Source organism: Bacillus norwichensis (assembly GCF_014836955.1).
In the GTDB taxonomy this organism is placed as follows: domain Bacteria; phylum Bacillota; class Bacilli; order Bacillales; family Bacillaceae_C; genus Siminovitchia; species Siminovitchia norwichensis.
Window position 1 is genome coordinate 1 of sequence record NZ_JACSPV010000013.1, and the last position, 12560, is coordinate 12560.

Here is a 12560-nt window from a genome sequence, read left to right on the forward strand (position 1 = left end):
GGTGTATTTTTTTGTTTTTTCAGATGTGCTCCCAACTGCTTAGCAGTAAGGGAGACCACCACATTCAGTATAGAACCTTTATAATTAAAAAAGTCAGCCCAATGGACCGACTTTCATCTTATTCAAAGAAATGGATCGGTTTCGGATCCAAATTGATATTGATTTGTTTCGTCTCTTGATATTCATCCAAGCCAAATGTTCCAAGGCTTCTTCCAATTCCACTTTGTTTGTAGCCACCCCACGGAGCCTGAACGTTTGTCAGGTGATAAGCGTTCACCCAAGTAATTCCCGCGCGAACTTTCTTGATAATGCGCATAGCTCTGTTTTGATCTTTCGAGAACACTGCACCTGCCAAGCCAAATTCCGTATCGTTCGCAATACGGATTGCTTCAGCCTCATCTTTAAATTTTTGAATGACGACAACAGGGCCAAAAATCTCCTCCCGTACAATCCTCATATCACTTGTTACATCCGTGAAGACAGTTGGCTCGATAAAAAATCCTTTCTCCAAGCCGTCCCGCAGAATTCGGTTGCCGCCACATGCAAGATGGGCGCCCTCCTCTTTTCCAATCTGGATATATTCCAAAATGCTTTCCATGTGTTTTTCGCTGACAATTGCTCCCATTTGAGAACTCTCTTCATTCCCTAGACCGACTTTAATCCTCTTTGCTCTTTCCACATATTTTTCAATAAATTCTTCATAAACACCTTCTTGCACAAAGATACGGCTGCCAGATGAGCAAACCTGCCCAGCCCCCATAAAAATGCCAAATAAAGCGTAATCAACAGCTGTTTCCAAATCTGCATCATCAAAAATGATGTTCGGCGATTTTCCTCCAAGTTCTAAAGAGACTTTCTTCAAATTGCCTGTGGCTGCCTGCATGATGTTCCGGCCAACTCCCGTACTTCCTGTAAAGGAAACGATATCCACATCATCACTTTCAGCGATTACTTGGCCCACAATCGAACCAGATCCCATCAATAAATAGGCGACCCCTTTTGGCAAATCAGTCTGATCCATCAGTTCAAATACCTTAACAGCCGTTATCGGGGTAATTTCAGCAGGTTTTAAAATAATGGAATTTCCTGCCGCAAGTGCAGGAGCAATTTTCCAAACGCTCATCAACAAAGGGAAGTTCCATGGAACAATCAGCCCAGCAACCCCCATCGGCTCTTTGACAATCATTGTTTGCAAATCCCCAGTTGCTTGGTACGTAACGCCATCGGGATGATTGAGAAGCCCCGCATAATAACGGAAAGTGTTGGCTGCATCCGCAGCATCCGACCGTGCCTCCCTCAAAGTCTTACCGTTGTTTCTCATTTCAAGTTGCGCAAGCTCGTCTAAGTTTTCTTCCATTTTCACCGCAATTTGAAGCAATACTTCTGCTCTTTCCTGTGGAGTGCGGTCGGACCAAACGCCGCTTTCAAATGCTTTTTTGGCGATTTTAATCGCTTCTTTAGTCTCTTCCTTCGTTGCTTTCGGGGCTTTGGCAATGACTTCCTGATTTGCAGGATTTAGAATGTCTTGCATTTCCGGATTGCTTGAATCCACCCATTCCCCGTTGATATATAGTTTCAAGTTTTGTGTCATACCCCTGATGCCTCCCTAATTCGCAGCTTTGGTAATATTTCTTTTAAAATAAAATTGGCAAAGCCGTGCTCACTCCAGTCCCCGTATGAGCGCCAGTTACCATTATCCTCCATGTGGTCGGAAAGAACGGATATATTCGTCGGAATCTTCATAATGAAGAATTCCAATGGCATGTACATCCACAACAACCATATAAGGTTTTTTACTAGCAATAGCATTGGCCAATCCTTTTTCAAACCCTTCGACGGATGTTACTTTTTCCGATTCGAAGCCCATGGATTGTGCCATCATGACGAAATCTGGATTTTTCAAATCAACAGCCGTCTTTCTGCCATATGCTGCCTCTTGGTAATATTTTAGAATTCCGTATCCTCCATCATCGAACAACAAGACAATAATGGGTGTATCTTCCTGTACTGCAGTAATCATCTCACCTGCGTTCACCATGAACCCACCATCACCTGCAACAAGCACAACTGGTTTTTCAGGCTGACCCATTTTGGCACCAATTGCCATTGGCAGGCCTTGTCCAATTCCTCCGCCAGTCATATAAAGATAATTTCTTGGCTCGTGAACGTCGACCAGTTTATTTGCCCAAGTATAACCAGGTATTGTCACGTCAGTTACAAGGATCGTATTCTCAAGAAGCTGGTCATTCATGATTGAAGCGATATCTCCATAAGGCTCTATTGTGCTGCAAAGATCATCGCGAACACCCTGGCGACAAGCTTTTACTTCTTCCACATAACTTATATCAGGATTGATTTTCTTTTTTGCCAATTCCTTGTTGATTTCATGTAAAACAGCTTTAGCATCGCCTACCAATCCGTATAGCGTATCAAAATTGCGGTTAAACGCAGTTGGATTCAAATCAATATTGATATGATTTTCAGGCACGGGAGATGTCCAACCATTTGTTTCTCCACCTCGGAAACGCACTCCGATGCTAATGAGTAAATCTGACTTGCTTAAGAGTTCCTCAAATCGGGGGAACCACGCAAAATTTCCTATACAAAGCGGGTGTTCTTCAGGAATAGCCCCTTTTGCGGATTCACTTGTTACAACGGCAGGTTGAATTTTTCCCACTAAAGACAAGAGCTCCTCAGAAGCACCTGAATGAACCACTCCATCTCCAACCCAAATAACAGGTCTTTTGGCTGACGCAATTGTTTCAATGATTTCTGCTGGGAGAGTGACTTTCGCTTCTGGATTCTCCACTGTTTGCACTTCGACCAATTGATTTTTTGGAATAATCATCGCTTGGAAATTCGTTGGGATCTGAACAGTAACAGGCCCTGTTGGCACAGTCTGAGCCTCTTTGATTGCTTTTCGCATGAATGGTGTGATCAATTTCGGTCGTTTTAATAGATAAGCGGCTTTGTTTGCCCCATCCATCATTTTCAATTGATCTTTACATTCATGAATATAGCGTTGGTCCGTTCCGATATAGTTGGAATCAGCTTCACCTGTAATATGAAGAAGTGGTGTGCCGGAATTCCACGTTTCCGTTAATGAACCCGCACCATTTCCTGCACCAGCTCCCGTACTTGTCAACACAACGCCCAACTTACCAGTCGCTCTCGAATATGCATCCGCCATATTAACCGCGCCGCTTTCTCCTCGGGCAGTCGCCATGCGGATCTTTCCATTACGAAGCATTGCATCATAGATTGGCATATTATGAATACTAACGATACCGAAGATAACCTCTACACCTGCATCCACAAGCTCTTCCACAAGTGCATCTGCAACTGTGTATTCAGTTTGGTTATTTTTGAGTCCTAATACTGTATGTTCTACTTGATTATCCATTGTGATCCTCCCAAAGATGTTTTATAAAAATGTATATAGCAATTACTGTCGACTTCCATTAGCCTTTGATTTATAAAAATACTTCTCCTCTTCACTCTCTCATTATAAACGCAATTTTTATGTCAAGTTCCCACTGTAAAACTTTAATGCTCAAATTCTTTTGCTGAAAAAAGACTTCCGCTACCGCCGACATCGATCAAGATACCTCGGCCAGAGCTACGGAATCTACGATTTTAAAAAACTTAAATTATTTTATCTGTTTGCCCTAAGACAGCCGAATCTACTTTATTTCTGGTAAATTTAAAATAGTAGAACACGTAACAAAGTACTACGAAGCCGAAACCAATATATAGTGATGTCCTTTGAGTTGGATCGAATGCGGTGAATATAACGATTCCAACACACATAAGCAGACAAAGGATTGGGACAAGAGGGAAGAAAGGAACTTTGAATGCCAAGTCCGCCAATTTTCCACCTTTAGCGATGTATTGCTTGCGGAAACAATATTGCGCCCAGGCAATTGCCATCCATGTAACAACGCCTCCAACTCCGCTAATCGCCAAAAGTACTACGAACAATGTTTCCTCTGCGATGACACTTGTCAGCAGGGACAATAATGCAAATACGAGGGTAACTAGCAGTGCATTCATCGGCACTCCACGCTTATTTACTTTTCCAAACACCGGCGGAGCCTGTCCGCTTTGTGAAAGCGAGAAAAGTATCCTTGTACAGGCGAATAATCCTGTATTTCCGACTGATAAAATTGCGGTCAAGATAACAAAGTTCATAATGTCCGCCGCAAAAGGAATACCGATCATATCGAATACGGTTACAAATGGACTCTCCAGCACTCCAGCTTCTTTCCATGGAACGATGGCTGATAGAACAAAGGTTGCCAATACATAGAAAACTAAAATCCGAATAATGATGCTTCGAATTGCTTTTGGTATATTCTTATCCGGCTCCTCTGTTTCACCCGCTGCGACACCCATGATCTCCGAACCCATAAAAGCATACACGACTGTCATCATTGAAACAAAAACTCCTGTGAACCCGGTTGGAAACAATCCCTCACTGAAAAAATTTGAAAGGAATGGTGCTGATTCTCCTTTGATTGGAACAAGCCCAAAGATGGCCGCTCCGCCAATGACGATAAAGAAGAGCACAGCAACAACTTTAACAGCTGAAAACCAATACTCCGTCTCCGCAAAGCTTCTCGTTGTCAAAGCATTAATACCGAAAAGGAGCAAGGCGAAAACTGTACACCACACCCATACCGGCACATCCGGAAACCACCTAGCCATTAACAATCCCGCCGCGATAAATTCAAGACCAACATAAATAGCCCAACTCAGCCAGTATGTCCACCCAATCATGAATCCAGTTGCAGGACCGATACATTTTTCAGCATGGGCTTGAAATGACCCCGATACTGGCATGACCACTGACAACTCCCCTAGACAAACCATGACCAAATACATAACCAGACCGCCAAACAAATATGCGGTGATCGCTCCTGCAGGACCAGCTTCTCCAATTGCATAGCCTGATCCTAAGAATAACCCTGTTCCAATAACCCCGCCGATTGACATCATAAATAAATGCCGACTTTTCATTGAACGTTTCAATTCTTTTGGCTGATTCCCCTGCTCTTGCATCCAATTCCCCCACTTCAATGATTATAGCGCTTTCTTTTTTAACCAGGCGGTCAATGGCTAGATGCACTTTTCCGCTTGGTCTTTATTTATTGCACAGCTGCTGTTGGACACGGTGACGTATATTCCAATGAATCGCTTTTTATAGGTTCAAAAATGTCATAAGCCACATCTCTTTGATATCGGTTTTGCTTTTTGGCTTCTGTAAACAAACGGAACACATTTTTTCTACAGAGTCTTTCGATATCATCAATAACAGCTTGTGGCTCTGCTTTTACAAGCCCGAAAATTACGGCATCGTAAGCTCGAATCGCTCCCAGGTTTGCAACGAAATCGTTAACGATATCAACGTTTTTTTCTTTAAGGATTTCGTCACCTTCAGCAGAAACAGGAATATTCGCCGCTTCCACAAGCAAGCTCGCTTCTACCTTATCTGCGTTGGACCCGTTAATAACATCTTCCAAAGCACAAGGGATCAAAATATCGCTGGCAACATCAAGCCATTCAGAATTTGGTCTGATCTTATAATGAGATTCAAAAAAGGCCTTATCCATTTCACCGTACACATTTTTATGCTCAATTAGTTTTGGGACATCTAATCCTTCTTCACATGTTACAAGCAAATTGGCATCCGAGATTCCGACCACTTTATAACCCAGTTGAGACAGCTTCAACGCACAACTTGCACCAACACAGCCAAACCCTTGGATGACTACCTTCGCACCTTCCTGTCCCTTCTTATATTTCCATGCTTCATCTGCTGAAAAAGCAACGCCATATCCAGTTACGACATCATTGACAAGCAGGCCGTCAATTCTCTTTGTTAAAAGCTCATCATAATCCTTGATTCCTTGAAGGATAGCCGGATCCTTCTTCATGGATTGTGTCAGTGGTATATCGATGCCAAATTCACGGAAAATTCCCAAAACATCTTCATACTTTGTTCCAAGATCACTCCCAAGAGAAACACCATTATCAACATAAGGCATCATCGCGATCATGAACCTTCTTAATACGTCGTATGCATCAGGAGCTTTATAATCGTATGAGATTCCTGCTTTACAGCCCCCTGTAGTTTCAGACTCGCTGGCAACATATTTATAAGCCATTGCTTCTGCAAGCCTTTCAACTTCCTCCTTTGTCACCGTAGGATGCATCCTTGTACCGCCACCGGTATAGCCTTTTACAAAATTGTGAACAACCATCCAACCTTTTGCATCAGTTTCTGTATCATTCCATTCCACAACTAAATATGGTTTAGACATTCTGATTCCTCCTAAGATGTAGTTACAAAACTCTTTATCAAAAATAGATATAAAACTAACCATATCATAACAACATGTAAATGCATGAACTCCCTTCACCAAGAAAGGAGTCCTGCCGTAATTTTTAATCCACTTTCATTTTCTCTCGATAACGCTGATGGAAATATTTAATGGCGTATTCGGTCGGTGAATAGATTCCTCTTTCAAATGCCTGCGTATCGAACCCTTTTTGTAGTAATTCTACAAGATCAAAATCTTCCCGGCGGACCTGATCCACAAATCTGATTAACTCTTCGTTCTCCTCAGAGATTTCGTCAGATTTAAAATAGTAGCTGTAAATAGCCAGGGATTTATCGGGAGCTAGTGGTAAAATTTGACTAGTCGTCATATTTCCATCTTTTCCTGGATAAATGCTGACCATCAAGTTGGGCCATACCCAATAGAAATTTGCATGTTCTGCACGCTCTTCATCCGTCTTACTAGTCATCTTGGAGTATTGGCATGAAAAGTTGTCATGCAGATCGATATAGTAATTTTTCATATCAAACGTTTTGGAAAATTCTGGGTGAGCAATTTTACAGTGGTCACACTCCAGATAATTGTCCACAACTGCTTTCCAGTTCGCATCAATGATCCTTGTTGTCACACGTACTTTTTTCAACGATTCAAGAAATGTGTATTTTTCAATATCTTTTACGAATTCTCCGAGGGTTTCAGCCATTGGCTTAGCTTCCGGGTCAAGGTTGATGAAAATCATTCCTTTATATATTTCCAGGCTCACCTTCGTCATACAGCTGTGTTTGCCCAACTCATTCGTGTCAAAGTTGGGAGCCTTATTCAGTTTTCCATCCAATTGGAATGTCCAGCCATGATATTGGCACATGAAAACCCTTTTATTTCCGGACTCACTTTTTTCCACTTTTGAGCCCCTATGAGGACAAATATTATAAAACGCATGGATTTCATTATTTTTGTCTCTACTGATGATCAACGGCTGGTCAGCAATATCAAAAGTGAAGAAATCACCGATTTTTTCAACTTGGCTAGTATGCCCTGCCAAAACCCAGCTGCTACGGAAAATCTCTTTTTTCTCTTCCTCAAAAATTTTTGGATCAACATAATTTTTATAGGGGAGGGTGTACTCCAAAGTGTGTGTCGTTGTAGCCATTAAAAAAACTCCCTTCTCTTCTCAACACTCTTGTATTTTATAATTGCAAAATCTGTACCAACTTCTTAGGTAGGCAAAAGCTTATAAGCACAAGGTTTTATAAAAATGAAAACGAGTTCATTTGTGTTCACAGAGTGCCAATGCACTCACATGATGATGCTGGATCGAGTTCCAAAACTGGATAGTAGCTTCAAAAGACGAACAGTTTCTTTTTTAAAATCAGAATATCGAGGTACAAATTTCTTAAACATTTATCAAACAGCCTCTTCTTCTAATGAAGGGTCTGCGAACGGCTCCTCTTCCACCATGATTGAGCTTGTTGGACATTCGTCTCGTGCATCTTCCAAATCTTCAACCAAATTTTCCGGTACCGGAACAGCACCAACGTTCAAATCCAACAGACTGAATGAAACACCTTCCTCGTTATAATCGAAGATTTCAGGTGCTACCTCCCCGCATGCTCCGCAACCGATACAGGTATCCTGGTCAACTTTTACATATAAAGCCATATCTATAACTCTCCTTTATACTCTAGATGTCTTCTTTTCTTCCATCAGGCTCGTACTATGAACCGTTTGTAGCTTCGCATTCGGATCTAAATAGACCTTCGCATTGCTGACTGCGACCGGTGCTTCTCCGAACCCGGTGGCGATCAGTTTTACTTTTCCATTGTATGTGCAAATATCACCAACCGCATAGATCCCTTCAATATTTGTCTCCATTTTGGAGTTCACTAGAATGGAGTTCTTTTCGATGTCCAATCCCCAATCCTTGATTGGTCCTAAAGAAGAGATAAAGCCATAGTTTACGAGTACTTCGTCTACTTCCAGCTCGACACTCGCTTCACCCTTTGCTTCTTGGACGATCACTTTCTTTACTCTTTCATCGCCGATAAGCTCAACAGGCACATATGGTGTTAAAATTTCCACCTTTGATTGCTGAAGTAATTCAACACTGTGTTCATGGGCACGGAACCGATCTCTACGGTGAACAATCGTCACTTTCTCTGCAATTGGTTCAAGCATCATCGCCCAGTCGACCGCTGAATCTCCGCCGCCAAAAACGACGACCCTTCTGCCTTCAAACGGCGCCAGGCTTTGAATGGAATAATGCAAGTTCGTTTCCTCAAACCTTTCTTCCCCTTCCAATTTCAGCTTGCGAGGCTGGAATGCACCGTTTCCTGCAGTAACAATAATTGACTTTGAATAATGGATCCCTTTATTCGTGATTATTTTAAATTGACCGTTTGCTTCTTTAACGACATTTCCCACTGTCTCCCCAAGACATGTTTGTACTTCGAACTGATTCATTTGTTCAGTCAAATTGTTGATGAGTTCCTGGGCCCTCACTTTTGGAAAGCCGGCAATGTCATAAATATACTTTTCCGGGTAAAGGGCCGCCAGTTGTCCACCCAATTGTGGTAGGCTTTCGATGATTTTTACCGAAGCCTGCCGCATGCCGGCATAAAAGGCGGTAAATAGCCCTACAGGACCACCGCCGATAATTGTAATATCTGTTATCTGATTACCATCTAACATGTTTTAATGGCCTCCTCTTTCTAAAACAACTTATATTTACAATTCAAAACAATTCATCTATATTTAGTTAATGCAAGTTCATCCCTTGCAAATTGTTACTCCTTTTGTTGCGGCAATCTTAATTGCTCTCTATAATCTCATATCTCGCAAAAACCGTGCCAACTTCAAATAAGTGAGAGTTCGCGCGGTTATTCATAAAAAAAACACGAAAATAATTTTTCGAACATTTTTATGCTCAGTGCGAGTTTTTCCAAACTCAGATTATAATTTTTAAGGAGGCCGTTAATATGGACATGTCCAACTTAGATTTCGACCTTGATACACTCGTCAAAATATTGGATTATTCCTCAGATGAAATTTTTGTCCTTGATAAAAACATGAAAATCATCTATGTAAATGATGCCTGTAAAAAGCATTATGGATTGGATAAAGAGGATGTCTTAGGCAAGAAAAGCGTAGAACTTGTTGAGAACGGATATTGGGCTCCATCCATTTTCCCCGAAATTTTCAACAAAAAAGAGCCTTTTGTTATGAAACAAAAAACAATACTTGGAGCAGAACTGCTCACATCCGCCGTTCCTATATTAAATGAAGTAAATGAAGTAGAATTGGTTGTCACAACAGCAAGGGAAATGCAAAGCTATAAAATCATTAAAGCAAGAGAGGAAAATCTAGATACAGTGGAACAGCCTGATAGTCCTTTCGCTATCATTACAAACAACGAAAAAATGAAAAATGTGTTGAAATTCTCCCAAAAAGTGGCACTGGCAAATTCCACCATTCTCATACTAGGCGAATCCGGTACTGGAAAAAGTGTACTTGCCCAATATATCCACGAAAACAGCAAAAGAAAAAATGGACCATTCCTGACGATTAATTGCGCTGCTATCCCAGCCGAACTAATGGAGTCCGAGCTATTCGGATATACCGCTGGTGCTTTTACCAACGCCAGCAGGTCCGGAAAAAAAGGACTGATCGAAAGTGTGGATGGCGGCACACTCTTCCTGGACGAAATTGGAGACATGCCCTTACCGCTGCAGGCTAAAATGCTACAAGTCATTCAGGATAAAAAATTCATTCCTATTGGGGGAAATAAAGAAAAGAAAGTCAACGTCCGCATCATCGCAGCAACCAACAAAAACCTGGCTGACATGGTCGCAAACAAAACATTTCGCGAAGATTTGTACTATCGCCTGAACGTTGTCGACATTCACATGCCGCCATTGCGGGAAAGACCTGATGATATCGTTCCGCTCACATACAACTTTCTATATAAATTCAACCGTATGTACGAAGTGAACAAATTAATTTCAGAAGAGTGTCTCGAATGGCTGACTTACTTTTCATGGTCCGGAAATGTGCGACAGCTTGAGAATCTCATTGAAAAGCTTGTCATTACAAGCGAGGATGTCATCGGGATTGAAGATCTTCCAGAAGGTATCTACACTCACGGAAAACGACAAATCGAAAAAACAACCCCATCCTCTCTTAACGAAGCCGTCGAGCAGGCAAAAAGAGAAACAATCAGAGCCTCATATAAAGTGAATCGAAGCTCACGCAAGGTTGCGGGTGATCTCCAAATCAGCCAGACACAGGCAGCCAAGCTCATAAGAGAATATTGTCAGGACTTGCAGGAAAACTAATGAGAAAACGGAAAGCCCGATGAAATGAGGGTTTTCCGTTTTTTAAACAATGTTTGCCCTATCCAATTTTGTTTTAACACTGGATGGTTTGAAACAAATGGTCTAACTTTAGGGGGACATTAGCCAGATTCTCCAATAATGATTTTCTGGATTTGGAAAAATAGCCGGGTAATTACTGTCTTAACTTTGAGTAACGATTAAGTTTTTCGGATTACTCTCCTGATTAAAGGGATACTATCCAGATTTTTGAATTACTATCCGAACTTAGGCAATATTTTCTGAATCTAAGATTTGCTGGCCAAAATTAACAAATATTATCAAGGTTTAAGATTTGCTATCCAAACATAAACAAATACTTTCCGGCTTTAAGATTTACTGCCAGATTCAAGCAAACACTATTAACTTCCAATATTAACCATTCAAACTTAGATTGCTGTCCACGAAACACTTTTTTCCACTCATCACTTTAATTCTGAAGATTTTTCACTTCAGTTATGAATGACGACTTTCGTTCCGACCGAGACTATTGAGGACAGTTCCAATACATCATGGTTGTGCATTCGGATACAACCGTGTGATACATTTTTTCCAATAGATGAAGGATTATTCGTACCATGGATTCCGTAATGAGGTTTCGAAAGCCCCATCCAGAACGCCCCAAACGGACCACCCGGATTCAGCTGCTTATTCACAATTGTATACGTTCCTGTTGGAGTCGGCGTCAACATCTTTCCTATGGCAACAGGATAGGTTTTCACCAGTTTGTTGTCTTGATAAAGACTCAATCTATGCGTTTTTGTCGATACATCAATCCAATATGGCATATACTCCCTCCGTCCTTTTTCATCATAGTATGTGAAAAGACTTATGACTGTTTAAGAATATATTATCAAATCCATTTTGACGTAACTTTATTCAACAGGAGGTGAGTTGCCCCCCCACTGAATGGAATTCCAACACGCATTCAGCTCAACACTTACAGAAGTGGGAAGCTTCTGCTGAATGAAGCTAAAAAGAGAGCTTCACCGCACAAATAAACGAGAGGTATAAAATGATGATAAATCACCACTCTAATGAAAGAAGGAGGCGTATAAAATTGGATCAAAACATAAACCACGGCCAGGCCCTGCTTAGAAAAGCGATTTTTACCCTGCCGATTGTATGGGTGATTCTATCCCTGTTTAATCATGTATCTTTTGTACATTCCACATTGCTTGGTATCGCCCTGGCGTTGATTTCGTATTTTCTAGGAGATTTAATGCTCTTGCCGAGAATGGGAAATACTTCCGCTACCATCAGCGATTTTATCCTTTCTCTGCTTGTCATCTGGGGAGGGCTTAATCTATTTGGATATGATGAAGCACTAGGAGAATCTTTGCTAACGGCCGTAGTCCTGACTATCGCGGAGTACTTCTTCCATTTATGGATGGAGCGAACTCAATTTAGCGGCCCCACGGACGTAAGACAATCATAATTTTCAAGGGCAGCGGCTTTCAATTTCTTCCGCTGCCCATTAATTTTAATTTTTTTACCATCCGATTCATATAATGGGAGTTAGTACGAGCCATGGGAGGAAATCGGATGTTCACTTTTTTAGAAAAAGCTGTAGTGGGTATGGCTTTATTAAGACTGCTGTCCGGCGGAATCGAAGTATTTGCCGCCTTTCTTATGATCCGTTTCAATGCCGTGGAGAAAGCCATTATTATCAATAGTTCACTTGCACTTATCGGGCCGCTCATCCTAATTCTTACAACTGCAATCGGGATTTATAGTATCGCCGACAGGATATCCTTTGGAAAATTCATTTGGATTTTCATGGGAGTCGGGTGCATTCTTTATGGCGTAAAAGGAAATTGATTGGTTTGCAATAAGACAAAATAGAGTCGTT

Annotated in this window: 11 protein-coding genes; 3 read left to right on the forward strand and 8 right to left on the reverse strand. The window is 41.4% G+C overall.

Going from position 1 to position 12560, the window contains the following annotated elements; translation table 11 throughout:
* Nucleotides 1-118 precede the first annotated feature (118 nt).
* The 7 genes from H9631_RS09560 to H9631_RS09590 all read right to left on the reverse strand — a co-directional run bounded on the left by H9631_RS09560 (nucleotide 119) and on the right by H9631_RS09590 (nucleotide 9029).
* Complete coding sequence (locus H9631_RS09560) at nucleotides 119-1591, reverse strand: aldehyde dehydrogenase family protein (protein ID WP_191812182.1); 1473 nt, start codon at nucleotides 1589-1591, stop codon at nucleotides 119-121.
* Nucleotides 1592-1693: 102 nt separating this feature from the next.
* Nucleotides 1694-3403, reverse strand: a complete 1710-nt coding sequence (locus tag H9631_RS09565; RefSeq protein WP_191812184.1) for a thiamine pyrophosphate-binding protein — start codon at nucleotides 3401-3403, stop codon at nucleotides 1694-1696.
* Nucleotides 3404-3645: 242 nt separating this feature from the next.
* A complete protein-coding gene (locus tag H9631_RS09570) occupies nucleotides 3646-5061 on the reverse strand; it encodes an amino acid permease (RefSeq protein ID WP_191812186.1) in 1416 nt (471 codons plus the stop codon).
* Nucleotides 5062-5147: 86 nt separating this feature from the next.
* Nucleotides 5148-6323: a Glu/Leu/Phe/Val family dehydrogenase gene (locus H9631_RS09575; protein ID WP_191812188.1), complete on the reverse strand. Its 1176-nt coding sequence runs from the start codon at nucleotides 6321-6323 to the stop codon at nucleotides 5148-5150.
* Nucleotides 6324-6447: 124 nt separating this feature from the next.
* The gene (locus tag H9631_RS09580) at nucleotides 6448-7491 is read right to left on the reverse strand and encodes an aromatic ring-hydroxylating oxygenase subunit alpha (RefSeq protein ID WP_191812190.1); all 1044 of its coding nucleotides are present in this window, start codon (nucleotides 7489-7491) and stop codon (nucleotides 6448-6450) included.
* Nucleotides 7492-7745: 254 nt separating this feature from the next.
* Nucleotides 7746-8000, reverse strand: coding sequence for a ferredoxin (locus H9631_RS09585; protein ID WP_191812192.1), 255 nt, complete (start codon nucleotides 7998-8000; stop codon nucleotides 7746-7748).
* A 15-nt stretch (nucleotides 8001-8015) separates the two neighbouring features.
* A complete protein-coding gene (locus H9631_RS09590) occupies nucleotides 8016-9029 on the reverse strand; it encodes an NAD(P)/FAD-dependent oxidoreductase (RefSeq protein WP_191812194.1) in 1014 nt (337 codons plus the stop codon).
* Nucleotides 9030-9316: 287 nt separating this feature from the next.
* Here H9631_RS09590 and H9631_RS09595 point away from each other — a divergent pair, with 287 nt between their 5' ends.
* Nucleotides 9317-10672, forward strand: a complete 1356-nt coding sequence (locus tag H9631_RS09595; RefSeq protein ID WP_191812196.1) for a sigma-54 interaction domain-containing protein — start codon at nucleotides 9317-9319, stop codon at nucleotides 10670-10672.
* 488 nt (nucleotides 10673-11160) lie between these two features.
* Here H9631_RS09595 and H9631_RS09600 read toward each other — a convergent pair whose 3' ends face one another.
* Nucleotides 11161-11496, reverse strand: a complete 336-nt coding sequence (locus H9631_RS09600) for a L,D-transpeptidase (protein ID WP_191812197.1) — start codon at nucleotides 11494-11496, stop codon at nucleotides 11161-11163.
* A 272-nt stretch (nucleotides 11497-11768) separates the two neighbouring features.
* Between H9631_RS09600 and H9631_RS09605 the strand changes: the two genes are divergently transcribed.
* Both H9631_RS09605 and H9631_RS09610 read left to right on the forward strand, forming a co-directional pair.
* Entirely contained in the window at nucleotides 11769-12146 is a 378-nt protein-coding gene (locus tag H9631_RS09605; protein ID WP_191812199.1) for a DUF2512 family protein, read from the forward strand.
* A 107-nt stretch (nucleotides 12147-12253) separates the two neighbouring features.
* Complete coding sequence (locus H9631_RS09610; protein WP_191812201.1) at nucleotides 12254-12529, forward strand: YqhV family protein; 276 nt, start codon at nucleotides 12254-12256, stop codon at nucleotides 12527-12529.
* Nucleotides 12530-12560 lie beyond the last annotated feature (31 nt).

Bases quoted from the DNA above. Each gene is read 5' to 3' on its own strand.
- H9631_RS09560 (WP_191812182.1), bottom strand. From the start codon at position 1,591: ATGACACAAAACTTGAAACTATATATCAACGGGGAATGGGTGGATTCA.
- H9631_RS09565 (WP_191812184.1), bottom strand. From the start codon at position 3,403: ATGGATAATCAAGTAGAACATACAGTATTAGGACTCAAAAATAACCAA.
- H9631_RS09570 (WP_191812186.1), bottom strand. From the start codon at position 5,061: ATGCAAGAGCAGGGGAATCAGCCAAAAGAATTGAAACGTTCAATGAAA.
- H9631_RS09575 (WP_191812188.1), bottom strand. From the start codon at position 6,323: ATGTCTAAACCATATTTAGTTGTGGAATGGAATGATACAGAAACTGAT.
- H9631_RS09580 (WP_191812190.1), bottom strand. From the start codon at position 7,491: ATGGCTACAACGACACACACTTTGGAGTACACCCTCCCCTATAAAAAT.
- H9631_RS09585 (WP_191812192.1), bottom strand. From the start codon at position 8,000: ATGGCTTTATATGTAAAAGTTGACCAGGATACCTGTATCGGTTGCGGA.
- H9631_RS09590 (WP_191812194.1), bottom strand. From the start codon at position 9,029: ATGTTAGATGGTAATCAGATAACAGATATTACAATTATCGGCGGTGGT.
- H9631_RS09595 (WP_191812196.1), top strand. From the start codon at position 9,317: ATGGACATGTCCAACTTAGATTTCGACCTTGATACACTCGTCAAAATA.
- H9631_RS09600 (WP_191812197.1), bottom strand. From the start codon at position 11,496: ATGCCATATTGGATTGATGTATCGACAAAAACGCATAGATTGAGTCTT.
- H9631_RS09610 (WP_191812201.1), top strand. From the start codon at position 12,254: ATGTTCACTTTTTTAGAAAAAGCTGTAGTGGGTATGGCTTTATTAAGA.